Origin of the sequence: Microbacterium sp. Root180, from assembly GCF_001428485.1 — a bacterium.
Classification (GTDB): Bacteria; Actinomycetota; Actinomycetes; order Actinomycetales; family Microbacteriaceae; genus Microbacterium.
In genome coordinates, this window is sequence record NZ_LMHS01000001.1 from 801,392 (window position 1) to 827,482 (window position 26,091).

The window sequence follows — 26,091 nt, forward strand, 5'->3', positions numbered from 1 at the left end:
TCGGTGTCGGCTCGGCGCCCGCGACGAGCCTCGCGTGTCGGCGGTACCGCATAGACTCGTCCGGTGACAGTTCCCGGGATCGTGCGCGCCCTCGAACAGGCCTCGTCGTTCCAGGATGCCGCGGCCGCCGCATCCGTCGACGGCGACTTCTCCCTCGTGGAGGGCCTCGACGCCCCACTGCTGGCCGCCCTGCTCGAGAGGCGCCGCGCCGCAGGAAGGCCCCCGGCGATCCTCCTGATCACGCCGACCGGGCGTCGAGCCGAGTCGATCGGGCCGGCCTTGGGCGCACTGCTCCCCGGAGCCGAGGTGCTGCACTTCCCGGCGTGGGAGACGCTGCCGCACGAGCGTCTCAGTCCGAGCCCCGAGATCGTCGGGAACCGACTGGAGGTCCTCGGCCGTGTCGGCCGCTGGTCGGGCGAGACACCGCTCGTCGTCACCGCATCGGTGCGGGGCGCGATCCAGCCGCTCGCGGCGGGATTGACCGACGTTGCGCCCATCGATCTCGCGGTGGGCGAGCGTGGCCACGAACTGGGCGACGTCGTCCTCCGGCTGGTCGAGCTGGCCTACCACCGCGTCGACATGGTGTCGCGCCGGGGCGAGTTCGCGGTGCGTGGCGGCATCCTCGACATCTTCCCGCCGACGGCGGCCCACCCCTACCGCATCGAGTTCTTCGGCGACGAGGTCGACCAGATCCGGGCGTTCTCCGTCGCCGATCAGCGCTCCCTGCCCGGTGAGGTGCGCGAGGTCTCGCTCATCGCGAGCCGTGAACTGCTGCTCACCGAGGCGGTGCGCGGGCGCGCCCGGCAGCTCAAGGACGAGTTCCCCAGCCTCGCCGGCATGCTCGAGCGGATGTCGGAGGGCATCCCGGTCGAGGGCATGGAGTCGCTGCTGCCCGCTGTCTCCGACCGCCTTGTGACCCTCGTGGACTATCTGCCCGAGGGCTCCGCGGTCGCGCTGGTCGATCCCGAGCGCGCTGTGGCGCGTGCCATCACGCTCGGCGAGACGAACCGCGAGTTCCTCGAGGCTGCGTGGAGCGCCGCCACCGCGGGTGCCAGCACTCCCATCGATCTGGGCGCGGGCGACTTCCTCACGCTCCCCGCGCTCCGCGAGGCGGCTCGTGCGCGACGACAGGTGTGGTGGTCGCTGAGCGCCTTCGACTCGGGAGAGGCGGATGCCGCCGCCGAGGGACTCCTCGACATCGACAGCGCCCTCGAGGCCGCCGCCGCGATCCGTGTGCCCGGGACAGCAGTGCCCTCGTTCCACGGCAACGTCGACGGCGCGACCGAGCACGTGGGCGCCCTCCTCGCCGACGGCTGGCGTGTCGTGGTCGCGGCATCCGGAACGGGTCTCGTCGAGCGCGCACGCGACGTGCTCGCCGAACGAGGGATCGCCGCGCGCAAGGTCGGCGACATCCACTCGGCGCCTGAACCCGGTGTGGCCCACCTCGTGACCTCGGTGCTGGAGCGCGGCTTCGAAGCGGCGGACGCGAAGCTCGCCGTCCTCACCGAGACCGAGTTCTACGGCCGCACGATCGGCGGCGACCAGCGCGTCGTGAAGAAGCTCGCCTCGCGGCGCAAGAACGTCGTCGACCCGATCCAGCTCAAGGCCGGCGACCACGTCGTGCACGTGACCCATGGCATCGGCCGGTTCGTCGAACTCCAGCAGCGCGAGGTGTCCAGCGGTGGGCGCAACCCGGTCAAGAGCGTGCGCGAATACCTCGTGATCGAATACGCCCCGTCCAAGCGCGGCTTCCCGGGCGACAAGCTGCTGGTCCCCACCGACCAGCTCGATCTCCTCTCCCGCTACGTCGGCGGAGAGGCGCCCGCGCTGTCCAAGATGGGCGGCAGCGACTGGGCGGCGGCGAAGGGCCGTGCGCGCAAGGCCGTGCGCGACATCGCCGTCGAGCTGGTGAAGCTCTACTCCGCGCGCATGGCCGCAAAGGGCTACGCCTTCGGACCCGACACGCCCTGGCAGCGCGAGCTCGAGGAGGCGTTCCCTTTCGCCGAGACCCCCGACCAGCTGCAGACGATCGACGAGGTCAAGGCCGACATGGAGAAGCCGGTGCCGATGGACCGGCTCCTGTCGGGCGACGTCGGGTTCGGCAAGACCGAGGTCGCCGTGCGCGCGTCGTTCAAGGCGATCCAGGAGGGCAAGCAGGTCGCGATGCTGGTGCCGACCACCCTGCTGGTCAAGCAGCACATCGAGACGTTCACCGAGCGGTTCGCAGGCTTCCCCGTCAAGGTGAAGGCGCTCTCCCGCTTCCAGACCGACAAGCAGGCGCGCGAGGTCGTCGCGGGCCTTGCCGACGGCACGGTCGACATGGTGATCGGCACCCACCGCATCCTCACCGAGAAGGTGCTGTTCAAAGACCTCGGACTCATGATCATCGACGAGGAGCAGCGATTCGGCGTCGAGCACAAGGACACCCTCAAGAAGCTCAAGACCAACGTCGACATCCTCGCGATGAGCGCGACTCCGATCCCGCGCACCCTCGAGATGGCCGTCACCGGCATCCGCGAGATGTCGACGCTGCAGACGCCGCCGGAGGACCGGCATCCGATCCTCACGTTCGTCGGGCCTCGCAACGACAAGCAGATCGCCGCGGCGATCCGGCGTGAACTGCTGCGCGAGGGACAGATCTTCTACGTGCACAACCGGGTGCAGTCCATCCAGCGCATCGCCACGGACCTGGCCGAGCTCGTGCCCGAGGCGCGCATCGCCGTGGCGCACGGCCAGATGGGGGAGCATCAGCTGGAGCAGGTCGTCGACGACTTCTGGGAGCGCAGAGCCGACGTGCTGGTCTCGACCACGATCATCGAGACCGGCCTCGACATCGCCAACGCCAACACGATCATCATCGACCGTGCCGACAAGTACGGCCTCTCGCAGCTGCATCAGCTGCGCGGTCGCGTCGGCCGTGCGCGCGAGCGGGCGTACGCGTACTTCCTCTACGACGAGCTCAAGCCGCTGAGCGAGACCGCGGCCGATCGCCTCGAGACGATCGCGGTCAACAACGACCTCGGCAGCGGCATACAGGTCGCCCTGAAGGACCTCGAGATCCGCGGCGCCGGCAACCTGCTCGGCGCCGAGCAGGCGGGGCACATCGCGGGCGTCGGCTTCGACCTGTACCTGCGGATGATCGGCGAGGCGGTCTCGGCGTTCCGCGGCGACGACGTCGAAGGACCGGCGGAGCTCCGGCTCGAGCTGCCCGTGCAGGCGCGCATCCCCGATTCGTACATCGACAGCGAGCGGCTGCGCCTCGAGGCTTACCAGAAGCTGTCGGCCGCGGCATCCGTCACCGCAAAGGACGATGCGCTCGACCTCGTCGTCGAGGAGCTCAGCGACCGCTACGGCGAACCCCCCGCCGACGTCGAGGGGCTGCTCGCCGTGGCGCGCCTGCGACGCCGCGCCGCCCAGACCGGACTCACCGACGTGGTCGCGATGGGACCGAACCTCCGCATAGCGCCCGCCCACCTCCCCGACTCGATGCGGGTGCGGCTGCAGCGGCTGTACCCGAAGGCGAAGCTGCTCTCGGGCGGCGACGCGCTCGTGGTGCCGCTGCCGACAGCCGGCGGGGAGGCTCTGGCCGATGCCGATCTCATCGCGTGGGTGCGCCAGCTGCTCGACCAGCTCTGGCCGGAGAAGAAGGCCGAGGCACCGGCGGCCGACGGCGCACCGACGCCCTGACGGCCGACGCCCGTCGGGAGCGCCGTTGACCCGGCATCGTGCGATCGCCCACGATGAGGGGATGATCGATCAGCAGCGGCTGTGGGACGACGAGGTCGCCCAGGCGTACGACACCCCCGGCGAGGGCATGTTCGCCGACGACGTGCTCGGGCCGACCGTCGCGACCCTGGCCGAGCTGGCCGGTGGCGGCGCCGCGGTGGAGTTCGCCGTCGGAACCGGTCGCGTCGCGATCCCGCTGCACGAGGCCGGCGTGCCGGTGACCGGGATCGAGCTCTCCCACGCGATGATCGCGCGACTGCGCGAGAAGGTCGGTGAGGACGAGATCCCCGTCGTGCAGGGCGACATGGCCACCTCGTCGGTCGGCGAGGGATTCACGCTCGCCTACCTCGTCTTCAACACCATCTCGAACCTGCTGACGCAGGACGAGCAGATCGAGTGCTTCCACAACGCGGCTCGGCATCTCGTCCCCGGCGGGCGCTTCGTCGTGGAGCTGTGGGTGCCGCAGCTGCGCGCGCTCGCCCCCGGTCACGCCGGCACGGTCGAGGTCAGCCGGCCGGGCTACCTGCTGGTCGACACTGTCGACACCCTGACGCAGCGGCTCACGTCCCATCACGTGCGGTTCGGCCCCGAGATCGCCGACGGTCGCGAGGCGCGCATCGGCCGCTCGCCCCACCGCTACATCTGGCCCAGCGAGCTGGATCTCATGGCACGTCTCGCAGGCTTCGCGCTCGAGAGCCGCTGGGCGGGCTGGCGGCGGGAGGAGTTCACCGGCGAGTCCACCGGCCACGTGTCGGTCTATCGGCTGACGGGCTGACGCGGACTACGCTGACGGGCAGGAGGAGCCATGCGGTTCGAGCACCTCGGGGCCGAGCCCCGGATCCATCCCGACGCGGTGATCGCGCCGACGGCCGTGATCAGCGGTGACGTCCAGATCGGCGCGGACTGCCAGGTGCTGCACGGCGCGGTCATCACCGCGGAGGGCGGCGCCATCACCCTGGGCCAGAACGTGATCGTCATGGAGAACGCGCTCATCCGGGCGACCGCGACCAACCCGGTCCACATCGGCGACCACGTGCTGGTGGGCCCGATGGCCAGCGTCTCGGGCGCGACGGTCGGCGACGAGGTGTTCCTGGCCACGGGCACGCGCGTGTTCAACGGCGCCCGCATCGGCGATCGCTGCGAAGTGCGCATCAATGCCGTCGTGCATCTGCGCACCACGCTCCCGCCCGACACGGTCGTGCCGATCGCGTGGGTGGCGGTGGGCGACCCGCTGCAGATCCTCCCGCCGGACCGGCACGAGGAGATCTGGGCCGCCCAGCGGGAGCTCGACTTCCCGGGCTACGTGTTCGGACTGGACCGCGAGACGCCCGACCTCATGGTGCAGCTGACAGAGAGGTACGGGCGCGGCCTGTCGCGCCACGCCGGGGACCGACGCGTCGACTGAGCGGACTTCGCGAAGTCAGTCCCAGAAGTCGCCGCAGTCGCGGCACTCGAACTCGAGGCGATCGACCCAGCCGTCATCGAGCTCGCCCCGCCGGGCGAACTCCACGGCGAACCACCTCGGCTCGGTCGCGCGCACATCGAGCGACCGGCACTGGGGACACACTTCGGCGACGACGATACGTGCCATGCCCACACGGTAGCCCCGGCAACCCCCGTCGACGGCAGCGACGCGCGTGTCAGCCCGTGTTCTGCAGGCCCGCGGCGACGCCGCTCACCGACAGCAGGAGCAGGCGCTGCTGCTCCGGATCGACGGGTGCGCCCTCGGGGGTATCGCGCAGTGCGCGCAGCGCCCGCAGCTGCAGCAGCGACAGCGCGTCCACGTACGGGCTGCGCATCTTGACGGCGCGCTGCAGCACGGGCTTGTTGGCGAGCAGCTCGTCGCCGCCGGTGACGCGGATCACCCAGGAGCGCGTCAGCGCCATCTCGTCCCGCACGAGCGCGGCGAGGTCGTCGCGGTCGCCGAGCTCGAGGTAGTGCCGGGCGATGCGGTCGTCGGCCTTGGCGAGGCTCATCGCGACGTTGTCGATCAGCGTCCGGAACAGCGGCCAGTCGTCGTACGCGCGCCGCAGCACCGGCTCGTCACCGACGGCCTCGAGGGCGCTGCCCAGGCCGAACCAGCCGGCCAGGTTGATGCGCGCCTGCGTCCATGCGAACACCCACGGGATCGCGCGCAGGTCCTCGAGCGACTCCACCGACAGTCCGCGGCGGGCGGGGCGCGACCCCAGCGCGAGGAGGCCGATCTCCTCCATCGGGGTCACGCGGGCGAACCACGGCGCGAAGCCGGGCGCCTTCACGAGCGAGAAGAAGCGGGCGCGGGATGCCTCGTCCATCGTCGCGGCGACCGGGGCGTAGCGTTCGGCGGCCGCGCGGTTGCGCTCCTCGTTGGACGGTGCGGAGGCGAGGAGGATGGCGGCGGCGACCTGGTCGATGTGGCGCATCGCGATCGCGGGGTCGCCGTAGCGGGCGAAGATCACCTCGCCCTGCTCGGTGAGCTTGAAGCGCCCGTCGACCGAGTGCGGCGGCTGCGCGAGGATCGCGGAGTTCGCCGGGCCGCCGCCGCGCCCGAGGGCGCCGCCGCGGCCGTGGAAGAGCGTGAGCTCGATGCCGCTCTCGCGCGCCCATGCGGCGATGGCGGCCTGCGCCTCGTAGAGGGCGAGGTTGGCGGCGACCGGTCCGACGTCCTTGGACGAGTCCGAATAGCCGAGCATGACCTCGAGCCGGCGGCCCGTCGCCTCGAGGCGCGCGGCGAACTCCGGATGCTCGACGATCTCGGCGAGGATGCGCGGCGCGGCCTGGAGGTCGGCGAACGTCTCGAACAGCGGGATCACGTCGAGCACGGGAACGACCCCGTCGGCTCCCGCGGCGAAGCGGGCGAGCCGGTGCACGTTCGCGAGATCGTCGGCGGACTGCGTGAACGAGACGATGTAGCGTCCGGCGGCCCGGGGGCCGTAGCGCTCCTGCAGGAAGCCGACCGACCGGAAGACATCGAGCACTTCCTCGGTCTGCGCGCTGCGTGCTCCGCCCGCGTCGAGCTCGGCGAGCACCTTCGCGTGCACGGCGGAGTGCTGGCGCACCTCGAGCTCGGTGAGGTGGAATCCGTAGGTCTCGACCTGCCACAGCAGCTGCTGCAGGTGGCCGTACGCCTGCCGGGGAGCGCCCGCCTGCACGAGGGAGTCCTGCACGACGCGCAGGTCGGCGATGAAATACTCGGGGTCGCGGTAGGCGAGGTCGGCGTCACCCTCGCGGGTCGCCCGGAGCTTGCGGGCCACCAGCAGCAGGATGCGGCGATGCGGCTCGTCGGGGGAGCGCTTGGCGACGTCGGCCGCGGCGTCTTCGTCAGCGGCGGACAGCCGCTGCCACAGGGTGAGCAGCGCGTCGCTGGGCGGAGTGGTGGTGCCGTCGAGGGTGAGGGTGCGGCCGATGCGGCTCGTGGTGCGCTCGAGGCCGAGGAGCACGTGCTCGCTCGCGATCTTCGCGGCCTTGCGGGTGACGGAGGCCGTCACGAACGGGTTTCCGTCGCGGTCGCCGCCGACCCACGACCCGACGCGCACGAAGGGGCGCACGATGGGGGCGCGTCCGCCCGCGGCGGGGCCCTGGAGCGCGTCGTCGACACGGCGGTACACGTGGGGGACGGCGGTGTACAGCGTCTCGTCGAACACCGCCATGACCGCGCGCACCTCGTCGGTGGGCGATGGCTTCTCCGGCCGCAGCGGGGCGGTGCGCCACAGCGTGTCGACCTCTTCGAGCATGCGGCGTTCTGCGCGGCGCTGGTCGGCGCCGTTGCGCAGCGACGCGTCGTGCTCCTCGAGAAGCGTGGCGAGGCGGCGGATGCTGGACGACACGGCCCGGCGACGGGCTTCGGTCGGGTGCGCCGTGAAGACCGGATGGAATCGCAGCGCCTGCAGGCGCTCGAGCGCGGTGTCGTCGCCCACCTCGGCGGCGAGACTCATGAACGCCGCCGCGACGGAGTCTGTGGCGTGCTCGCGGTCGGGGCGGCCGTCGCGCTCGCGCAGGATCCGCACGCGCTGGTGCTCCTCGGCGAGGTTCACGAGGTGGAAATAGGCGGTGAACGCACGGGCGACCTCGTCGGCGCGCGACACCGTGAACGAGTCGGCGATCGACGCCGCACGCGCGAACGCCTCGGGTGTCTCGTCCGTGTAGGCCTGGATCGTCGCGATGCGCAGTCGCTCGACGTCGTCGTACAGACCGGTGGATCCGCTCTCGCGGAGCACCTGACCGAGAAGCGAGCCGAGCATGCGCACGTCTGCGCGCATCCTCTCCGGGATCTCCTGCTCGGCCTCGAAGCGCCCGACGAGGTCGATCGCTTCGGTCTGGGTGAGTTCACGCATGGGATCCACGCTAGCCCGCCGGTGTTTCGGCGACGTCACGTGGGGCCTCGTGTGACGGGTGTCGTCGATAGACTGCCCGCAGGAGTGCCGGGAAGTCTGGTCGGCGGTGATCGGCGATGCCCGTCGGCGCCTGGGAGAAGGGATCCCGGATGGCATTGTTACGCTCGGCGCGCTTCCCCGCGATCGTGCTCCTGATCGCAGCGGCCGCAGGTCTCGTCGTGGCGAACAGCCCGGCCGGCGGCCCCGTGGACGACTTCCTCCACCTCTACGTCGGCATTCCGGGGGTCCTGGAGCTCTCGCTGAGCCACTGGATCGCCGATGGGCTGCTGGCGGTGTTCTTCTTCGTCGTCGCCGTCGAACTGCAGTACGAGCTCACGGCGGGTCAGCTCAACTCGGCGCGCAAGGCGATCCAGCCGGCGATCGCCGCGACCGGCGGCGTGCTCGTCCCGGTGGCGATCTACCTGGCCTTCGCGTGGGGCTCGTCTTCGCAGGCGGGCTGGCCCGTCCCGACGGCGACCGACATCGCCTTCGCGCTCGGCGTGCTCGCGGTGTTCGGCAAAGGCCTGCCACCCGCCCTCCGCGTGTTCCTCCTCGCCCTGGCGATCCTCGACGACATCGTCGGCATCGTCTTCATCGCCGTGCTGTTCACAAGCGACGTCGACTTCGGGATGCTCGGGCTCGCCGTCGTGGCGATCGTGGCCTTCGGCATCCTGAGCCGCCTGCTCGACACACGCGCGCGGGTGCCGATCGCGCTCGCGCTCGTGGTTCTCGCGATCCTCGCGTGGGTGTTCGTCTACAAGTCCGGCGTGCACGCGACCATCGCGGGAGTGGCTCTCGGCCTCGCGATGGCGCAGCGTCCCGCGCTGCGGGTGCGCCACGAGATGGAGCCGTGGGTGAACGGGGTCGTGCTGCCGCTGTTCGCGTTCAACGCGGCGCTCGTCGCGATCCCCTCTGTATCGGCGGGCGAGCTGTCGCCGGCGTTCTGGGGCATCCTGGTCGCCCTCCCGGTGGGCAAGGTGATCGGCATCACGCTGTTCGGGTGGGTGTCGCTGCGGATCGGCGCGCGCGACGCCGCGCCGACGCTGCGGCTCGGGGATCTGCTCGCGGCCGGCGCGCTCGGGGGCATCGGGTTCACAGTGTCGCTGCTGCTGTCCGAGCTCGCCTTCGGCGGGATGCCCGAGATCCGAGATCAGGCGGTCCTCGGCGTGCTCGCCGGGTCGGTCATCTCCCTCATCGTGGCCGGGGTGCTCGTATCGTGGCGGGCATGGCATTACAGGCGGCAGGCTCAGGCGGCGACACAGCCGGCGATGGACCCGGCGACGGACCCGGCGACGCCGTGAGCCCGACGGATCCGCTGCGCGCCGCTGCCGACACCATGCGCGCGGTGCGGGACCGATGCGTGTGGACGCAGCAGATCGACCATCGTGCGCTGGTCCCGTACCTCGTGGAGGAGAGTGCCGAACTCATCGACGCCGTCGAGGAGGATGATCGGGCCGAGCTGCGCGAAGAGCTCGGCGACCTGCTGTGGCAGGTCCTCTTCCACGCCGAGATCGCCTCGCGGGATCCCGACGACCCGTTCGACATCGACGACGTCGCGCGAGGCCTCACCGACAAGATGGTGCGGCGGCATCCCCACGTCTTCGGCGATGCCGTGGCGCGCACCCCCGAAGAGGTGCTCGTGCACTGGAACGCCGCCAAAGCCGTCGAGAAGAGCTCGCGCACCAGCGTCCTCGACGGCGTGAGCGAGCGGATGCCGCCCTTGGCCCTCGCGCAGAAGCTGCTGGGCAAGGGCGCAGCGGTGGGCGTGCACGTCGAGACCGCGACCGCACCGGCCTCCGAAGCGGAGCTGGGTGATGCGCTCCTCGCGCTCGCGGCGACCGCTCGTGCGCACGGCTGGGATGCCGAGCGCGCTCTGCGCGAGCGCCTGCGGGGGCTCTCCGCCGAGATCCGCTCCGCCGAGGGCACGCCCGCGGATCTGGGAAACTAGACCCGTGGCAACCGTGAACCCGCCGCGCGGCATGCGCGACTTCCTCCCCGCCGACAAGGCCCGGCGCGAGCGCGTGCTCGCCGTCATCCGTGACCGCTACCGTGCGCACGGCTTCGACGAGATCGAGACGCCGGTCATGGAGGAGCACGCGCGACTGCACGCCGGCATCGGCGGCGACAACGAGAAGCTCGCGTACAACGTGCTCAGACGCGGCCTCGACGCCGCGGCGATCTCGGCAGCGGCCGATGATCCGGCCCTCCTCACCGATCTCGGCCTGCGGTACGACCTCACCGTTCCGCTGGCCCGCTTCTACGCGACCAATCGCGGACAGCTGCCGGCCGTGTTCCGCTCGATCCAGATCGCGCCCGTGTGGCGCGCCGAGCGACCGCAGAAGGGCCGTTACCGCCAGTTCGTGCAGTGCGACATCGACATCATCGGGGACGCCTCGGCCCGCGCCGAGTCCGAGCTGATCGTCGCCACGCTCGACACGCTGGACGCGCTGGATCTCGCGGGTGGCAGCGTGCGCATCAACGACCGGCGCGTGCTCGACTGGATGCTCGACGCGTTCGGCTTCTCGCCCGATGAGCGCCCGGGCGTGCTGATCACGATCGACAAGCTCGACAAGATCGGACCCGCCGGAGTCGCCGCAGAACTGCGCGATCGCGGGGCGACGGCATCCGCGGTCGATGCGTTCGAGCAGTTCCTGACGCGCCCGATGACCATGGAGTACCACCCGTACGGCGAGCGCCAGATCCGGAAGTTCCTCCCCGCCGACGCCCCGACCGAGGTCGTCGCGCACCTCGTCGGGATCGGCGAGGCGGTCGCCGCCGCGCGCGCCGGAGTCGACGGGCTTGCCGACATCCCGCTCGTGTTCGACCCCTTCCTGGTGCGGGGCATGGGCTACTACACCGGCACGATCTTCGAGCTGGCCCACCCGTCGGTCGACTACTCGCTGGGCGGCGGCGGCCGCTACGACGGAATGATCGGCCGGTTCCTCGGCCAGGATGTGCCGGCCGTCGGGTTCTCGATCGGCTTCGAGCGCCTCGTCGACCTCGTCGACGCGGTCGACGCCGACGGCGCGACGGCGATCGTGCTGGTGCACGACCGCGATGTGCCCGACAGCGAGCTGCTGGCCCACAAGTCCGGGCTCGTCGCCGCGGGGTCGCGTGTGCGGCTGGAGCACCGCACGAAGAACCTCAAGGCGCTGCTCGAGCGCGCCGCCGCCGACGGCTACACGTCGTTCGCGACCGTGACCGCGGGGGCCGCCGTCGGCTCGCTCGAGCTCAAGCCCCTCGCGTGAGAGGCCGCGTCCGCTCGCGCACAGGCCGCACGCGGGAACGAGACGCAGACGGATGCCGCGGCACTGCGCCATGATCGAGGGATGACTCTGCGCATCCACGCCGTGCTCGTGCCGTTCGGGCCCGCGACGGCGATCGAGCTCACCGACGAACAGGTCGCCGAACTCGGCGGCGGCAAGCGCGCGGCCGTCGTCGTCGGAGTGGGCGATCGCTCCGCCCGGCTGCGGCTGGGCGTCATGGACGGGCGCAACCTCATCGGCATCTCGAAGGCGAACCGTGCGCAGCTCGGTGTCGACTTCGGCGACGAGATCGACGCGACGATCGACCTCGATCAGCAGGACCGCGTCGTCGACGTGCCAGAGGATCTCGCGGCGGCCCTCGAGGCTGCCGGGGCGAAGGCCGCCTTCGACGCCCTCACCTACTCGCGGCGCAAGGAGCTCGCGCGCGGGGTCGCGGAGGCCAAGAGGCCCGAGACGCGCGAGCGTCGCATCGCGGCGGCCGTCGAGGAGCTCGCCGGCTGACGAACGCGCCGCCGCATCGTCACCCGCGCGACGCCGGTCGTTCATCTGCGCGCGCTCGGATGGGGCCATGGGCCGCCGTCGTGCCGTCGTGGTGAGTGCGGGGACCGTCGTGGTCGTCGGCGCAGCCGTCGCGGGATTCCGTTCCCTGCTGCATCGCCAGGCACGCATCGCGCGCAAGCGCATCGGCAAGCCGCTCGGCGAAGACGCGATGGACGCCGATCGCGTCTGGGGTCGTCGGCACGAGGGTGAGCCCGTCGAGCTGGCCATCTTCGGCGACTCGATCGCAGCCGGCCTCGGCGCGGAGCGTCGCAAGGACACGCTGGGCGCACGGCTCGCGAAGGGCGTGGCTCGCCAGACGCACCGCGCGGTGCGCCTGCACACGGCGGCCGTCGTCGGTGCGGAGTCCTCGATGCTCGCCGCGCAGGTCGACGGCCTTCCCGACGATTACCGACCGCATGTGGCGGTGGTCATCGTGGGCGGAAACGACGTGACGCATCGTGTGCCGATTCCCACGGCGACCGGGCACCTCGTGGCGACGGTCGCTCGGCTCCGCGCCCGCGGAGCCGAGGTGGTCGTCGGCACGTGTCCAGATCTCGGCGCCCTGCGGCCCGTTCCGCAGCCGCTGCGCACGCTCGGTTCGCGCATGTCCCGGCAGCTCGCCGAGGCGCAGGCGCAGGCGGCCGCCCGCGCGGGCGCACACGTCGTGTCGCTGCGGCGCGCCGTCGGCCCGTTCTTCGTGACGCAGCCCGACGAGATGTTCAGTCTCGACCGCTTCCACCCGAGCGCGCTCGGGTACCGGCGCACCGCGGAGGCGCTGCTGCCCACCGTGCTCGCTGCGCTGGAGTCGCCCACGGCGCAGGGCTGAGGTCGGGCCGAGGTCGGATGGTCAGGCGGGCGCAGCCTCGGTCACGCGCTTCTTCTCGCGCACGTAGACCTCTCGCCGCACGCGTGCGACGACGTCGCCCGCGGCATCCGTGATCTCGGTCTCGAACCACTCGAGCACCTTCGCGCCGCCACGGGCGCGCTCGCGCAGCTCCTGGGCGCGCTCGCGTGTGACCTCGAAGTGCGCGGTGAGCACGCCGCGGCCGGGCTTGACGAACTCGATCTCGCCGCGGGTGTCCCACACCACGAAGTCGCGACCGAGCTGGTGCATCACCAGCATGAAGAAGTACGGGTCCGTCATCGCCGACATCGAGCCGCCGAACGCCGTCTTGACGTAGTTGCGCGTGATCGGGTTGACGTGCAGTTCGACGGTCGCGTGCGTCCAGTCCGGGGAGAAGCCCTTGACCCGGATGCCGCTCCACAGGTTCGGCGCCCACAGGCTCATCCCGACGGCGAGTCGGCGTGGTGTGATTCGCATGCGCCCATCCTGCCGACGGACCGCCGCGGGATGACATCGATTGTGGCGACCCCACAACCGCGGCTCTTGACGAGCCGGGCGGATCGCTTGTTGGCTGAGCCCATGAGCGATCCGACCCCCGACCAGTGGCGGCGCGTCGACGCCTACCTCACCGAAACCCTCATCGGGCACGATCCGGGGCTCGAGCGCGCTGTCGCCGATCAGAACGCGGCCGGCCTTCCGGCGATCGAGGTGGCGCCCGTCAACGGCAAGTTCCTCCACCTCCTCGCGCGCATCAGCGGCGCACGGCGCGTGCTCGAGATCGGCACTCTCGGCGCGTACTCGACGATCTGGATGGCCCGTGGCCTCCCCGAGGACGGCCGGGTCGTGACGATCGAGGCGGAGCCGCGCATCGCCGAGATCGCCCGCGCGAACCTCGACCGCGCCGGCGTGGGGGGAAAGGTCGACATCGTGCTCGGCCGCGGCGCGGACGTGCTCCCCACGCTGGAAGGCGGCGCGCCGTTCGACCTCGTCTTCATCGACGCCGACAAGGAGTCCAACACGATCTACCTCGACTGGGCCGCACGCCTCGGGCGTCCGGGGACGGTCGTCGTGGTCGACAACACCGTGCGCGGGGGAGAGGTGGCCAACCCGGCGACCGAGGACCCGCTGATCATCGGCGTGCAGCGTGGGCTGGAGATGCTCGGGCGCGATCCCCGGTTCGACGCCACGGCCCTTCAGACGCTCGATCTCAAGGGCTGGGACGGCGTCGCGATCGCGATCGTGGTGTGAGACGACGGTCGATGTCGGGATGCCTGTGACCCGAGCATCCCCATCACTAGACTCGATCGCGGACCGACGACGCTCCCCATCACCACCCGCCCACGAACTAGGAGCTTTCCCGTGGCATTGATCGAGGCTGTAGGCGCACGCGAGATTCTCGACTCGCGCGGAAATCCGACCGTCGAGGTGGAGGTGCTTCTCGACGACGGGATCGTCCAGCGCGCGGCCGTCCCCTCCGGCGCATCGACCGGAGCCTTCGAGGCATACGAGCTGCGTGACGGCGACAAGAGCCGCTACGGCGGCAAGGGCGTGCTCAAGGCGGTCGCGGCCGTCATCGACGAGCTCGGCCCCGCGATCGAGGGCGTCGACGCCAGCGAGCAGCGCATCGTCGACGAGATCCTCATCGAGGTCGACGGCACCGACAACAAGGGCCGCGTGGGCGCGAACGCCATCCTCGGCGTGTCCCTCGCGGTCGCGAAGGCGGCGGCCGACTCGGCCGACCTGCCCCTGTTCCGCTACCTCGGCGGACCCAACGCGCACATCCTTCCCGTGCCGCTGTTCAACGTCATCAACGGCGGCGAGCACGCCGACAACGGCATCGACATGCAGGAGTTCTTCCTCGCACCGATCGGCGCCGAGACGTTCTCCGAGGCGCTGCGGTGGGGCACCGAGGTCTACCACGTCCTCAAGGGCGAGCTGAAGGCTGCGGGATTCGCAACGGGCCTCGGCGACGAGGGCGGGTTCGCCCCCGACCTCCCCAGCAACCGCGAGGGTCTCGACTTCCTCGTGAAGGCGATCGAGAAGGCCGGGTTCACGCCCGGCAGCGACATCGCCCTCGGCCTGGACGTCGCGGCGACCGAGTTCTTCAACGACGGCGTCTACCGCCTCGACAACAAGGACTGGACCGCCGCCGAGCTCACCGAGTACTACGTCGGGCTGGTGAACGACTACCCGATCGTCACGATCGAGGACGCGCTCGCGGAGGACGACTGGGACAACTGGAAGGCCCTCACCGACGCGCTCGGCACCCGGACCCAGCTCGTCGGCGACGACCTGTTCGTGACCAACCCCACGCGCCTGGCCGACGGCATCAAGCGCGGCGTCGCGAACTCGCTGCTGGTCAAGGTGAACCAGATCGGCACGCTGTCCGAGACGCTCGACGCCGTCGACATGGCGCACCGCGCGGGCTACACGGCGATGCTGTCGCACCGCTCGGGCGAGACCGAGGACACCACGATCGCCGACCTGGTCGTGGCCACCGGCGCGGGTCAGATCAAGAGCGGCGCGCCCGCGCGCAGCGAGCGGGTCGCGAAATACAATCAGCTTCTGCGCATCGAGGAGGAGCTGGGCGACGCGGCGACGTTCATCGGCCGTGCGGCCTTCCCGCGCTTCACGAGCTAGGCACTGACGAGAGGGGGAGCCGTGGCGAAGACGACGGCTCCCCCTTCCCGTCCTTCCCGGCCTCGCGCACAGCGTCGCCCGGTCGATGTCCGCGGGTGGCTCGGCGGCATCCGACTGTCCGGCTTCATGGTGATCATGCTGGGTCTCGTGGTGCTCGCGGCATTCGTGCTCGTGCCCACGATCGGCACCTACGTCGACCAGCGGCAGCAGATCGCGGCGCTCGAAGCCGCCGTCGAGCTGAGCGGCGAACAGGTCGCCGAGCTCGAGTCCCAGCGCGAGCGCTGGAGCGATCCGGCGTACATCACGACGCAGGCGCGCGAGCGGCTCTACTACGTCCGCCCGGGCGAGGTCGTCTACCTCGTCGACAACGATCTGCCCCCCGAGCTCGCACCCCAGGAGCAATCCCCGGTCAGCGAGGACGTCGAGCAGACGCGCACCGATTGGATGTCGCAGCTCGTGCGCTCGGTGACCGTGGCCGGGCTCTCGCAGACCGTGAAGGCGCCGACGATCGGGGTTCCCGACCAGGAGCCCACGCCGTCGACCACGCCCTGAAGCGGGACGTGCCGATCGCTCCGCGGTCCAGCGGTGTCCCAGCCGCCGCCGGTAGCCTTGCCGACGTGACGACCGTGCCGTTCCCCCCTGTCAGCGACGCCGACCTCGCCGTGCTGCGCGCGCAGCTCGGCCGACCCGCGCGGGGCGCCGTGGGCATCGCCGCGCGGTGCGTCTGCGGCAACCCCACCGTCGTGGCGACCTCTCCGCGCCTGCCCGACGGCACGCCGTTCCCGACCTTCTACTACCTCACCCACCCGGCCGCGACGGCGGCCATGTCGGTGCTCGAGGCCGAGCACATCATGCGCGAGCTGAGCGACGAGCTCGGGGCCGACGAAGAACTCCAGGCCGCTTATGCGCGGGCCCACGAGTCCTACCTCGCCGACCGTGCGGCGTACGGCGAGGTCGACGAGATCGACGGGATCTCGGCCGGTGGGATGCCGACGCGCGTCAAATGCCTGCACGCCCTCGCCGGTCACGCCCTGGCCGCGGGCCCGGGAGTGAACCCGATCGGCGACCGCGCGCTCGAACGATCCTCGTGGTCCCCGCAGCGGTGCGTGTGCGCCGAGCCCGGGACGGCGGGATGACCCGCCGCCTTCTCGCGGCGATCGCCGCGTCCGCCGTCGCGCTGACCCTGCTCGGTGCCGCGCCCGCCTCTGCGGCCGTCCTGGGTGCGGTCCCGGCGGCGGCGGAGGACGACGCGGTCCGAGCGGCGGAGTACTGGCTCGAGCAGTACGGCATCGAGAAGGCCTGGCAGACCACCCGTGGCAAGGGCGTCAGGATCGCCGTGATCGACACCGGCATCGGCAAGGGTCCGGCGGAGTTCGAGGGCGCGGTCGTCGGCGGGACGGATGTCTCGGGCGTCGGAACCCCGGACGGCCGCACACCCGTCGGCGCCGTCGACTCCAACCACGGCAGCTGGGTGGCCTCGCTCGCAGCAGGACGCGGAACCGGTCCGGATGCCGGGATGATCGGCGTGGCGCCCGAGGCCGATCTCCTGTCCGTGTCAGTGGGCTTCGGATCGTCCGCCACCAAGAGCTTCACCGAGCAGATCGCCGAGGCCATCCACTGGTCGGTCGACAACGGCGCAGACGTCATCAACATGTCGCTCACCACGAACGTCCCCGACTGGGACGAGTCGTGGGACGAGGCGTTCCTGTACGCCATGGACCACGACGTCGTCGTCATCGTCGCCGCCGGCAACCGGGGGAGCGGCACCACCCGCGTGGGCGCTCCGGCGACCATCCCCGGCGTGCTCACCGTCGCGGGCGTGGACCCCGACGGGAAGGCGAGCGTCGAGGCATCGACGCAGGGGATCACTCTCGGCGTCTCGGCGCCGAGCGAGAACCTGGTCGGGGTCTCGGCGGACGGGCGGCTCGTGCTGTGGAACGGCACGAGCGGCGCCGCTCCGATCGTCGCCGGCGTCGCCGCGCTGGTCCGCGCGGCGCATCCCGGCCTCGACGCCGAGAACGTCATCAACCGCATCATCCAGACGGCCCGCCCGGCCGCCGGAGCGACCGCGGTGCCCGATCCGCTGTACGGCTACGGACTGGTGGATGCCGCGGCCGCCGTGGCCGCGTCGGTGCCGACGGTCACGGAGAATCCCATGGGGAGCCTGGCCGAGTGGATCCGCGTCTACCGTCGTGCGCAGAGCGATCCGGCGCCCACCCGACCCGCCGAGACCGTGGAGGTTGCGCCACTGCCTCCGGCCGATGCCCTCGAGCGCGCGGCATCGCCTCTGCTCCCCTCCCGGGACACCGTCCTCTACGGCACGCTGCCGCTCTCGGTCGCCACGGTGGCGGCTATACTGGTGGCGCTCGGCGTCACCGCAGCTGTCCGACGCATCCGATTGGCGTCCCGCGCGCCGAGCCGCTGACACAGGGGGAGCCTCCGAACCGTGACCAACACCGTGCCCAAGATCCTCATCGTCGGTGGCGGATACGCAGGCTTCTACACGGCCTGGAAGCTCGAGAAGCACCTGCGCAAGGGCGAGGCGGACGTCACCGTCGTCGACCCGCTGCCTTATATGACGTATCAGCCGTTCCTGCCTGAGGTCGCCGCGGGCTCCATCGAGGCCCGCCACTCGGTGGTGGCGCTGCGCCGCCACCTGAAGCGGACCCGCGTGGTCGCGGCCAAGGTCACCGGCATCAACCACGCGAACAAGGTCGCCACCATCACCCCGATCGCGGGCGAGCCCTACGAGTTCGAGTACGACCAGATCGTGGTCACCGCCGGTGCGGTTTCGCGCACCTTCCCGATCCCCGGCATCGCCGACAACGCGATCGGGCTCAAGACGATCGAAGAGGCCGTCGCGATCCGCGACCGTCTGATGTCGAACTTCGACAAGGCGTCGACGCTTCCCCCCGGTCCGCAGCGGGACCGCCTCCTCACCGTGGTGGTGGTCGGTGGCGGTTTCGCCGGCATCGAGGTGTTCGCCGAGCTCCGCTCACTGGCGTCCTCGCTGGTCAAGAGCTACCCGGAGCTCACCTTCGACGACACGCACTTCCACCTCGTCGAGGCGATGGGCCGCATCATGCCCGAGGTGTCGCTGAAGACGAGCGAATGGGTGCTGAAGAACCTCGCCCACCGCGGTGCTGCGGTGCACCTCGACACGCAGGTGACCGGCGCCATCGACGGGAACATCGAGCTCTCGACGGGCGAGACCATCCCGAGCGACCTCATCATCTGGACCGCCGGCGTGATGGCCAACCCGACCGTCGTGCGCGGCGGGGACCTGCCCGTCGAGGAGCGCGGCCGCATCCGGACGCGCACCGACCTGCGGGTGGGCTCGGCCGAAGAGGTCGTCGAGGGTGCCTGGGCCGCCGGTGACGTCTCGGCCGTGCCGGATCTGTCCGGCGGTGGTGTGGGCGGCTACTGCGTCCCCAACGCGCAGCACGCCGTTCGTCAGGCCAAGCTTCTTGCCAAGAACCTGGTCGCGGTGCTCCGCGGCGAGGTTCCCCGCGAGTACTTCCACAAGAACATGGGCGCGGTCGCGGGTCTGGGCCTGTGGGTCGGCGTCTTCCAGTCGGGCAAGCTCGCTCTCACGGGACCGATCGCCTGGCTCGCGCACCGCGGCTACCACGGCCTCGCCATGCCGTCGTGGGAGCGCAAGTGGCGCGTGCTGTGGGGCTGGTGGAACAACTTCTGGCTCGGCCGCGACATGGTCAACCTCGAGGCCGTGCAGAACCCGCGCTACGTCTTCGAGGAGTTCGCGGCCCGTCCGCGTCCGGCCCAGCCCGCGGTCACCCCGCCCGCCGAGCCCCGCGGCGCCGGCAAGGCGGCCGACAAGCCCGAGGCGATCGAGGCCGACAAGGCGAAGGCAGAGAAGAAGACCGCGAAGGCCGGCGCTGCGAGCTGACCGGTAGCGTGGAGGCGTCCGCTCGCGCGGCGCCCCCGTAGCCCAATCGGCAGAGGCAGGCGACTTAAAATCGCTTCAGTCTGGGTTCGAGCCCCAGCGGGGGTACGTGCTCACGTTTCTCGCGCCCGGCTCGCCCGGCCGTCCTTCCACAGCCGGTCGGATGCCGACCGCCGCGGGGCTTAGGCTGGGGCCCATGCGCGCGCACCCGAAGCGGGCCGTATGAGCCTCGACCTGCTGTCCTCGAACACGGCGACGGAGCCCTGGAAGGATCCAGCGTCCTTCTGGGGTGCCCTGACCCAGGCGGTGTCCGGCATCTCCGGACCCGTCGCCACCCTCAGCCTTCCCGCTCTGCGCTACAACGCGCTCGACATGGTGGTGCGCGCCGGAGGCGTGCCCATCCGGGTGGCGAGCAAGTCCGTCCGCGTGCGCGCGGCGATCGACGCGACGCTCGCGATGGCGGGCTATCACGGCATCCTGGCGTTCACGCTTCCCGAGGCGCTGTGGCTCGCAGAGACCCACGACGACGTCGTCCTGGGCTATCCGACGGCCGACCGCGGTGCGATCGCCGCGCTCGTCGCCGACGAGCGCGCCGCCACGCGGGTGACCCTCATGGTCGACGATCTCGCGCAGCTCGACCTCATCGACGCGGTCGCGGCGCCGGGCACCCGCCCCGAGATCCGGCTCGCCATCGACGCCGACGCCTCCTGGCGCGCACCGGCCCTGGGCCACATCGGCGTCTTCCGCTCGCCCGTGCACGAGCCGGGCGAGGTGTCGGCCCTGGGCCGGGCCATCGCGGCCCGTCCGGGCTTCCGGCTCGTCGGACTCATGATGTACGAGGCCCAGATCGCCGGGCAGGGTGATGCGACCGGCTCCGGCGACGCGATGATCCGTTGGATGCAGCGGCGCTCGTCCGCCGAGCTGCTCGAGCGACGCGGCGAGATCGTCGCGGCGCTGCGCGACATCGCCCCGCTCGAGTTCGTCAACGGCGGGGGAACCGGCTCGCTCGAGTACACGGCATCCGATCAATCGGTCACCGAGCTGACCGCGGGCAGCGGACTGCTCGCCGGGCACCTGTTCGACGGCTACCGATCCTTCGATCTCGCACCGGCCGCCGCTTTCGCGCTGGAGGTGGTGCGCAAGCCGCAGGACGACATCGCCACGGTCCTCGGAGGAGGATGGATCGCCTCGGGGCCCCCGGTTGCGTCGCGCCAGCCGCTGCCGGTGTGGCCGGCAGGACTCCAGACCATGCCGCGCGAGGGTGCCGGAGAGGTCCAGACACCGCTCAAGGGAGCCGCGGCGCGCGACCTCGCGGTCGGCGACCGCGTGTGGTTCCGGCATTCCAAGAGCGGCGAGCTCGCGGAGCGCGTCGACCGCTACCACGTCGTGGACGGCGCGGACATCGTCGACGAGGTCCCCACGTACCGCGGCGAGGGAAAGGCATTCCTGTGACACGACCGGGCGGCACGTGGCAGAACTGGGGACGCTCCGAGTCCGTGCGACCGCGGCGGGTGGAGTTCCCGCGCTCGACGGAGGCAGTCCGACGTGCGGTGTCGGCGGCATCCGCCCAGGGAATCCCGGTCAAGGCGGTCGGCGCGGGGCACAGCTTCACCGGCATCGCCGTTGCGCCCGGCGCACTGCTCGACCTCACGGACCTCAGCGGCCTCGTCGACGTCGACGTCGAACGATCGCGTGTCACGCTGCGCGCGGGAACGCGTCTGCACGAGATCCCGGCGCTTCTGGCACCGTACGGGCTCGCGATGGAGAACCTCGGCGACATCGACCGCCAGTCGATCTCCGGCGCCATCTCGACGGGAACGCACGGCACGGGCGCCCGCTTCGGCGGCATCGCGACCCAGGTCCTCGGCGCGACGCTGGTGACGGCATCCGGCGACCTCCTCGTCGTGAACGAGGACGAGAACGCCGAGCTCATCCCCGCTGTCGCCCTCGGCCTCGGCGCGCTGGGGATCCTCGTCGAGGTGACAATCCAGTGCGTGCCCGCGTTCGTCCTCCACGCTGTGGAGCAGTCCGAAGACCTGATCGCGGTGCTCGACGGCCTCGACGACCGCGTCGCCGCGGCCGACCACTTCGAGTTCTACTGGTTCCCGCACACCGACCGGGCGATGACCAAGACGAATACCCGCCTTCCGGAGAGCGCGCCGCGGCATCCGCTCCCGACACTGGGCAAGTGGGTCGACGACACCCTCGTCGGCAACGGGCTGCACCAGGTGGCGTGCACCGTCGCCAAGACCATCCCCGCGACGATCCCCGGCATCAACCGGCTCTCGGTGAAGATGTGGGGCAATCGGGAGTTCACGGATGCCTCGCACCGTGTCTTCGCGACGGAACGGTCGGTGCGCTTCCGAGAGATGGAGTACGCGCTTCCGGTCGAGAACGTGCGTCCTGCCTTCGAGGCGATGCGCGCGCTCGTGGACGAGCGCGGCTGGCGGATCTCGTTCCCCGTCGAGGTGCGCTTCGCCGCGGGCGACGATCGCTGGCTCTCGACGGCCCACGGTCGCGAATCGGCCTACATCGCCGTGCACCGGTACTGGCGCGAGGACCCGACCGAGTACTTCGAAGCCGTCGAGCAGATCATGCTCGGGTTCGACGGCCGTCCGCACTGGGGAAAGATGCACACGCTGGATGCCGCGATCCTGCGAGAGCGCTACCCCCGGTTCGACGACTTCACGGCCCTCCGCGAGAGGCTCGATCCCGGCCGCCTGTTCGCCAATCCCTATCTCGATCGCGTGCTCGGTGGGTAACGGCTGAGAGTCGGAGACACCGGCGCATGCGCCGACCACGGCCGTGGCTAGGATGAGGGAAACCTCGAACGGAGTCACGGTTATGTGGGAAGTGCTGATCCCGGTGGTGATCGTGGTGGCGTTGATCGTCATCGCGGGCATCTACCTGTGGGCGACTTACAACTCGCTCGTTCAGCTCAACGTCCGCGTCGACGAGGCCTGGAGCGACATCACGGTCCAGCTCAAACGCCGCGCCGACCTGCTGCCGAACCTCATCGAGGCGGTGAAGGGGTACGCCGCGCACGAGAAAGCGGTCTTCGAGAACGTGACGAGGGCGCGAGCGGAGACGCTCAACTCCGCAGGTCCCGCCGCCGCGGGAGTCGCCGAGGGCCACATGCAGCAGGCGCTGCGCTCCCTGTTCGCGGTCGCCGAGGCCTACCCGCAGCTGCAGGCGAGTCAGAACTTCCTGCAGCTCCAGCAGTCCATCGTCGACACCGAGGACAAGATCCAGGCTTCCCGCCGGTTCTACAACGGCGGCGTACGCGAGCTCAACACGAAGATCAAGGTCTTCCCGAACAACCTCTTCGCCCGCAACCTCGGGTTCCATGAGCGCGAGTTCTTCGAGGTCATCGACGGAGCCGCGATCTCCGAGCCGCCGAGGGTGCAGTTCTGACGCTCGAGCTGACGAGGGAGCAGGCGCGTCGCATCGCGGTGCGCGCTCAGCTTCTCAGCGCCGACCGGCCCGCGGGCATCGTCGAGACCGTCGACGCCCTGACGGTCGTCAACATCGAGCCGACTGCGGCGATCGCGCCCAGCGCCGACCTCATCCTCTGGTCGCGGCTCGGATGGCCGTACCAGCCTGCCGATCTCGCCCGGCTCGTCGAGGAGGACCGCGCGATCTTCGAGTGGGGCGGCTTCTATCGCACGATGGCCGATCTGCCGCTCCTGCGTCCCGAGATGGCCGTGCGTCCGCAGTCCCGCGAAGCGCGCGAATGGCTGACGGCGAACGCCGTGTTCCGTCAGGAGGTGCTCGACCGGCTTCGCGCGGACGGTCCGCTGCGGCCGCCCGACATCCCCGACACCGCGCAGGTCTCCTGGCGATCGTCCGGCTGGACGAATAACCGCAACACGCTGCAGATGCTCGAGATGCTGGTGCTGCACGGCGACGTGGCGATCGCCGCGCGCGACGCCGGCGGGCGTCTGTTCGATCTCGCCGAACGCGTGTATCCGAGCGACGCACCCGCCCTCGCTCCTGAGGATGCCGCGAGGGAACGCGCGGAGCGCCGCCTGACGTCGCTGGGCATCGCCCGCGCCAAGAGCATCGCCCAGCCGGTCGAGCCCGTCGACGTCGCCAGCGTGGGGGAGGAGGCGGCCGTGCAGGGCGTCTCCGGTACGTGGCGGGTCGACCGGGCGGCACTGGCCGACCTCGATCGCTTCGCACCCCGGACCGCGCTCCTGTCGCCCTTCGACCGCCTCGTGTTCGACCGACGCCGCCTGGAGGACCTGTTCGAGTACGAGTATCTGCTCGAGATGTACAAGCCCGCCTCGAAGCGACGATGGGGCTATTTCGCACTGCCGATCCTGCACGGCGACCGATTCGTCGGCAAGCTCGACGCGAAGGCCGACCGCAAGAGCGGCGTGCTCGTGGTGAATGCGATCCACGAGGACACACCCTTCGACCTCTCGACCAGCGAGGCCGTGCACCACGAGATCCGTGACCTGGCGCGCTGGCTGGGGCTCGAGGTCCGCGGTCTGCCCGAGGCGTGATCAGCGCACCGACAGCACCATCTCATCGCCGACGAAAGCGACCGTTCCCCGCACGGCCCAGTCGTCTGCACGATACGTGAACGACCGGGTCCCCCCGGCGCGCGACGCGCCCGTGGCCGTCGCCACGATCGTTCCGCCGGTCGCGTCGAACCCGCTGCCGTCGGCCGACAGCTCGAGGATGGGTCGTTCGTCGATGCGGAACGCGATGCCGCTGAGCGAGGTGAGATCGGCGGCCCACGGCACACGGAGCCCGCAGTGGTCGGGTACGTCGGCCGCCGGTGCCGCGCAGGCGTCGAGGTAGGCGTCGAGCTGCTTCTGGGCGATCGCGGTGGCCTCGGCGGTGAGCGCCGTGTCGATCGTGACAGTCTCGGCATCTCCCTCACCGGAGACCGCGACGGTCGTGCTGCCGGAGAGGATGCCGCGGGGGGCTGCCTCGACGACATAGGCGGCCGGCAGCATCGCGACGTCGGTGCCTGTCGGGACCAGAGCCTCGCCGATCCAGACGGAATCGCCGCCGCCCGGCGCGCCGCCGAAGGTGGTGTCGACGCGCACTGTGGCGAGGGACTGCGGAGTCAGAAGCCAACGTCCGTCGTGCGACCTCAGGGCGAAGGCCAGGTCGTACTGTTCGCCGCCGAGGAGAGCCTCGGCCAGGACCGTCGCCTGGCCGTCCGCCCCTGCCTCGAGCTGAACGACCCGCGCGTCGGCGATATGAGACTCGGCGCCCTTGAAGGCGGCCGCGACCGTGTCGTCGAGAGGGGAGGCCGACATGCTCTCGATCACCGCGTAGTCGCCGGCTTCGAGGGCGCGGAGGTAATCGTCCGCCGCCGCCTCCGCCGAGGGAGGCCGTGAGAGGAACCACCAGATGCCGACGGCGGTGGCTGCGACCGCGACCACGCCGACGATGCCGATGACCGCTCCGCGCTTCACGGCTCCACGTTAGCGGGCTCCTCAGGGGCGAGCGCGACCGGCTCGGAGGGACCGGTGTCGTGGCGGGAGGCCTCGGGCAGCACGTCGGCGATGTCGTCCACGGCATCGCCCCACCGCGACACCGAGATGCTCTCGAGCGACTGCCAGCGCGCCGCGGCGCGGAGCTCGTCCGCGACGCGGGCCGCGGCGTCGGCCGGCCGGCCGTGCTCCCACCAGGCCGACTGCACACGCAGCGTCGACGCGGCACGGTCGGCCTTGAGGTCGACGCGCCCGACCACGTCGTCACCGACGAGCACCGGCAGCGAGTAGTAGCCGTATCGGCGCTGAGGGGCCGGCGTGTAGATCTCGATGCGGTACTCGAAGTCGAACAGGCGCTCGGCGCGATCGCGGAACCACACGACCGGGTCGAACGGGGTGAGCAGCGCGGTCGCATCGACGCGGCGGGGAACGTGTGCGTCGCGATGCAGCCACGCCTTCGCCGGGCGTCCGGCCACCGTCCACCCGTCGACGGTGACGGGCAGCAGTTCACCGGAATCGGTCAGATCGGCGAGGGCGGCGAGCACCGCGGGCCGGTTGGCGATGCGCCAGTAGTCGGCGATATCGGCGGCCGTCGCCACGCCGTACGCGACGGCCGCGCGCCGGACGAGCTCGCGGATCGCCTCTTCCCGCGGCACCGGTGCGGCCAGCACGTCGGCCGGGATGACGTCGGCGGCCAGGCCGTAGCGCCGCTCGAAGCCGCGGCGGCCGGCGATCGCGACCTCGCCGAACATCCACAGATACTCGAGCGCATTCTTCACGACGTCCCAGTCCCACCACGGCCCGCGTGCTCCGCGCTTGGCGTCGTGCTCGATCTGCGCCGGCCGCAGCGGTCCTCGGTCGGCGAGCTCTGCCCGCACCCAGTCGACGATCTCACGGTTGCTCTGGAAGAAGCCGTCGGCCTTCGTGCCGTACTTGGCGCGCAGATCGTCCATGCGGAACCGGAACAGGCCCCAGTCGGCGGCCGGGATGAACGCGGCGACGTGCGCCCAGTACTCCACGTACGGCGATCGATGGGCGAAGAGCAGTCGGTCGAGCGCGGCAGGGTCGTACGGGCCGAGACGCGAGAACAGCGGCATGTAGTGCGACCGCGCGAAGACGTTGACGGAGTCGATCTGCAGTGTCGCCATGCGCGCGAGCGCGACGTTGAGCTGACGGGTGCCCGCCGCGGCGGGGCGGGGCCGCGCGAACCCCTGCGCGGCGAGGGCGATGCGGCGCGCCTCGGCCGCGCTCAGGGACGACTTCACGCGGGTCAGCATAGCCAGCGGCTCCGACACACCTCTGCGGGGCCGCCATCGGGCGCAGGACCCATGACCGGCGCGGAATGCGACGCGCCTAGACTGGCCGA

23 protein-coding genes and 1 tRNA gene are annotated in these 26,091 nt (G+C 71.0%); 19 read left to right on the forward strand and 5 right to left on the reverse strand.

Features of this window, described 5'->3' with window-relative positions; genetic code table 11:
• The first annotated feature begins 63 nt into the window (after positions 1-63).
• From mfd to ASD93_RS03785, 3 genes are all read left to right on the forward strand, one after another.
• Complete coding sequence (gene mfd / locus ASD93_RS03775; protein WP_200950574.1) at positions 64-3,687, forward strand: transcription-repair coupling factor; 3,624 nt, start codon at positions 64-66, stop codon at positions 3,685-3,687.
• A gap of 61 nt (positions 3,688-3,748) precedes the next feature.
• Positions 3,749-4,501: a class I SAM-dependent DNA methyltransferase gene (locus ASD93_RS03780; protein ID WP_056118737.1), complete on the forward strand. Its 753-nt coding sequence runs from the start codon at positions 3,749-3,751 to the stop codon at positions 4,499-4,501.
• 30 nt (positions 4,502-4,531) lie between these two features.
• Positions 4,532-5,131 (forward strand): gamma carbonic anhydrase family protein, encoded by a 600-nt coding sequence (locus tag ASD93_RS03785; RefSeq protein ID WP_056118740.1) that lies wholly within the window; start codon positions 4,532-4,534, stop codon positions 5,129-5,131.
• 15 nt (positions 5,132-5,146) lie between these two features.
• Here the strand turns inward: ASD93_RS03785 and ASD93_RS15860 are convergent, their stop codons facing one another.
• Positions 5,147-5,317: a hypothetical protein gene (locus ASD93_RS15860; protein ID WP_157536852.1), complete on the reverse strand. Its 171-nt coding sequence runs from the start codon at positions 5,315-5,317 to the stop codon at positions 5,147-5,149.
• A gap of 49 nt (positions 5,318-5,366) precedes the next feature.
• Entirely contained in the window at positions 5,367-8,039 is a 2,673-nt protein-coding gene (locus tag ASD93_RS03790) for a phosphoenolpyruvate carboxylase (protein ID WP_056118742.1), read from the reverse strand.
• Positions 8,040-8,188: 149 nt separating this feature from the next.
• Here ASD93_RS03790 and nhaA point away from each other — a divergent pair, with 149 nt between their 5' ends.
• From nhaA to ASD93_RS03815, 5 genes are all read left to right on the forward strand, one after another.
• The gene (gene nhaA / locus ASD93_RS03795; RefSeq protein WP_056119194.1) at positions 8,189-9,379 is read left to right on the forward strand and encodes a Na+/H+ antiporter NhaA; all 1,191 of its coding nucleotides are present in this window, start codon (positions 8,189-8,191) and stop codon (positions 9,377-9,379) included.
• Between the two features lie 35 nt (positions 9,380-9,414).
• A complete protein-coding gene (locus ASD93_RS03800; RefSeq protein WP_056119197.1) occupies positions 9,415-10,026 on the forward strand; it encodes a MazG nucleotide pyrophosphohydrolase domain-containing protein in 612 nt (203 codons plus the stop codon).
• Between the two features lie 31 nt (positions 10,027-10,057).
• Entirely contained in the window at positions 10,058-11,326 is a 1,269-nt protein-coding gene (locus ASD93_RS03805; RefSeq protein WP_056119201.1) for a histidine--tRNA ligase, read from the forward strand.
• Positions 11,327-11,407: 81 nt separating this feature from the next.
• Entirely contained in the window at positions 11,408-11,845 is a 438-nt protein-coding gene (locus ASD93_RS03810) for a YdeI/OmpD-associated family protein (protein ID WP_056118744.1), read from the forward strand.
• A gap of 67 nt (positions 11,846-11,912) precedes the next feature.
• Positions 11,913-12,710: an SGNH/GDSL hydrolase family protein gene (locus ASD93_RS03815; protein ID WP_056118747.1), complete on the forward strand. Its 798-nt coding sequence runs from the start codon at positions 11,913-11,915 to the stop codon at positions 12,708-12,710.
• A gap of 21 nt (positions 12,711-12,731) precedes the next feature.
• Here ASD93_RS03815 and ASD93_RS03820 read toward each other — a convergent pair whose 3' ends face one another.
• Complete coding sequence (locus ASD93_RS03820; protein ID WP_056118750.1) at positions 12,732-13,205, reverse strand: DUF4442 domain-containing protein; 474 nt, start codon at positions 13,203-13,205, stop codon at positions 12,732-12,734.
• 102 nt (positions 13,206-13,307) lie between these two features.
• Here ASD93_RS03820 and ASD93_RS03825 point away from each other — a divergent pair, with 102 nt between their 5' ends.
• From ASD93_RS03825 to ASD93_RS03875, 11 genes are all read left to right on the forward strand, one after another.
• The gene (locus ASD93_RS03825; protein WP_056118755.1) at positions 13,308-13,976 is read left to right on the forward strand and encodes an O-methyltransferase; all 669 of its coding nucleotides are present in this window, start codon (positions 13,308-13,310) and stop codon (positions 13,974-13,976) included.
• Between the two features lie 111 nt (positions 13,977-14,087).
• Positions 14,088-15,368, forward strand: coding sequence for a phosphopyruvate hydratase (gene eno, locus ASD93_RS03830; protein ID WP_056118757.1), 1,281 nt, complete (start codon positions 14,088-14,090; stop codon positions 15,366-15,368).
• Between the two features lie 21 nt (positions 15,369-15,389).
• Positions 15,390-15,920 carry an FtsB family cell division protein gene (locus tag ASD93_RS03835; RefSeq protein WP_235566864.1) on the forward strand — a complete coding sequence of 177 codons (531 nt, stop codon included), beginning with the start codon at positions 15,390-15,392 and terminating at the stop codon, positions 15,918-15,920.
• A gap of 65 nt (positions 15,921-15,985) precedes the next feature.
• Positions 15,986-16,504, forward strand: coding sequence for a DUF501 domain-containing protein (locus ASD93_RS03840; protein ID WP_056118763.1), 519 nt, complete (start codon positions 15,986-15,988; stop codon positions 16,502-16,504).
• A complete protein-coding gene (locus tag ASD93_RS03845; protein ID WP_056119204.1) occupies positions 16,501-17,793 on the forward strand; it encodes a S8 family serine peptidase in 1,293 nt (430 codons plus the stop codon). The genes ASD93_RS03840 and ASD93_RS03845 overlap by 4 nt, the downstream gene beginning before the upstream one ends.
• A gap of 33 nt (positions 17,794-17,826) precedes the next feature.
• Positions 17,827-19,275 (forward strand): NAD(P)/FAD-dependent oxidoreductase, encoded by a 1,449-nt coding sequence (locus tag ASD93_RS03850; protein ID WP_056119207.1) that lies wholly within the window; start codon positions 17,827-17,829, stop codon positions 19,273-19,275.
• A 31-nt stretch (positions 19,276-19,306) separates the two neighbouring features.
• Positions 19,307-19,380: transfer RNA gene (locus tag ASD93_RS03855), tRNA-Leu, on the forward strand.
• Between the two features lie 114 nt (positions 19,381-19,494).
• Positions 19,495-20,724, forward strand: a complete 1,230-nt coding sequence (locus ASD93_RS03860) for an alanine racemase (protein WP_056118767.1) — start codon at positions 19,495-19,497, stop codon at positions 20,722-20,724.
• Positions 20,721-22,034, forward strand: coding sequence for a D-arabinono-1,4-lactone oxidase (locus tag ASD93_RS03865; RefSeq protein WP_056118770.1), 1,314 nt, complete (start codon positions 20,721-20,723; stop codon positions 22,032-22,034). Before ASD93_RS03860 ends, ASD93_RS03865 begins: the two co-directional genes overlap by 4 nt.
• 82 nt (positions 22,035-22,116) lie before the next feature.
• Positions 22,117-22,686, forward strand: coding sequence for a LemA family protein (locus ASD93_RS03870; protein WP_056118773.1), 570 nt, complete (start codon positions 22,117-22,119; stop codon positions 22,684-22,686).
• 38 nt (positions 22,687-22,724) lie between these two features.
• Positions 22,725-23,780 carry a DNA glycosylase AlkZ-like family protein gene (locus ASD93_RS03875; RefSeq protein WP_414843689.1) on the forward strand — a complete coding sequence of 352 codons (1,056 nt, stop codon included), beginning with the start codon at positions 22,725-22,727 and terminating at the stop codon, positions 23,778-23,780.
• On the opposite strand, the gene ASD93_RS03880 is transcribed toward ASD93_RS03875, so the two are convergent.
• Both ASD93_RS03880 and ASD93_RS03885 read right to left on the reverse strand, forming a co-directional pair.
• Positions 23,781-24,707, reverse strand: a complete 927-nt coding sequence (locus ASD93_RS03880) for a hypothetical protein (protein ID WP_056118780.1) — start codon at positions 24,705-24,707, stop codon at positions 23,781-23,783. It lies immediately after the preceding gene.
• Entirely contained in the window at positions 24,704-25,990 is a 1,287-nt protein-coding gene (locus ASD93_RS03885) for a winged helix-turn-helix domain-containing protein (RefSeq protein ID WP_235566865.1), read from the reverse strand. Before ASD93_RS03885 ends, ASD93_RS03880 begins: the two co-directional genes overlap by 4 nt.
• Between the last annotated feature and the right edge of the window lie 101 nt (positions 25,991-26,091).

Bases quoted from the DNA above. Each gene is read 5' to 3' on its own strand.
- ASD93_RS03780 (WP_056118737.1), top strand. From the start codon at position 3,749: ATGATCGATCAGCAGCGGCTGTGGGACGACGAGGTCGCCCAGGCGTAC.
- ASD93_RS03785 (WP_056118740.1), top strand. From the start codon at position 4,532: ATGCGGTTCGAGCACCTCGGGGCCGAGCCCCGGATCCATCCCGACGCG.
- ASD93_RS15860 (WP_157536852.1), bottom strand. From the start codon at position 5,317: ATGGCACGTATCGTCGTCGCCGAAGTGTGTCCCCAGTGCCGGTCGCTC.
- ASD93_RS03790 (WP_056118742.1), bottom strand. From the start codon at position 8,039: ATGCGTGAACTCACCCAGACCGAAGCGATCGACCTCGTCGGGCGCTTC.
- nhaA (WP_056119194.1), top strand. From the start codon at position 8,189: ATGGCATTGTTACGCTCGGCGCGCTTCCCCGCGATCGTGCTCCTGATC.
- ASD93_RS03800 (WP_056119197.1), top strand. From the start codon at position 9,415: ATGCGCGCGGTGCGGGACCGATGCGTGTGGACGCAGCAGATCGACCAT.
- ASD93_RS03805 (WP_056119201.1), top strand. From the start codon at position 10,058: ATGCGCGACTTCCTCCCCGCCGACAAGGCCCGGCGCGAGCGCGTGCTC.
- ASD93_RS03810 (WP_056118744.1), top strand. From the start codon at position 11,408: ATGACTCTGCGCATCCACGCCGTGCTCGTGCCGTTCGGGCCCGCGACG.
- ASD93_RS03815 (WP_056118747.1), top strand. From the start codon at position 11,913: ATGGGCCGCCGTCGTGCCGTCGTGGTGAGTGCGGGGACCGTCGTGGTC.
- ASD93_RS03820 (WP_056118750.1), bottom strand. From the start codon at position 13,205: ATGCGAATCACACCACGCCGACTCGCCGTCGGGATGAGCCTGTGGGCG.
- ASD93_RS03825 (WP_056118755.1), top strand. From the start codon at position 13,308: ATGAGCGATCCGACCCCCGACCAGTGGCGGCGCGTCGACGCCTACCTC.
- ASD93_RS03845 (WP_056119204.1), top strand. From the start codon at position 16,501: ATGACCCGCCGCCTTCTCGCGGCGATCGCCGCGTCCGCCGTCGCGCTG.
- ASD93_RS03860 (WP_056118767.1), top strand. From the start codon at position 19,495: ATGAGCCTCGACCTGCTGTCCTCGAACACGGCGACGGAGCCCTGGAAG.
- ASD93_RS03870 (WP_056118773.1), top strand. From the start codon at position 22,117: ATGTGGGAAGTGCTGATCCCGGTGGTGATCGTGGTGGCGTTGATCGTC.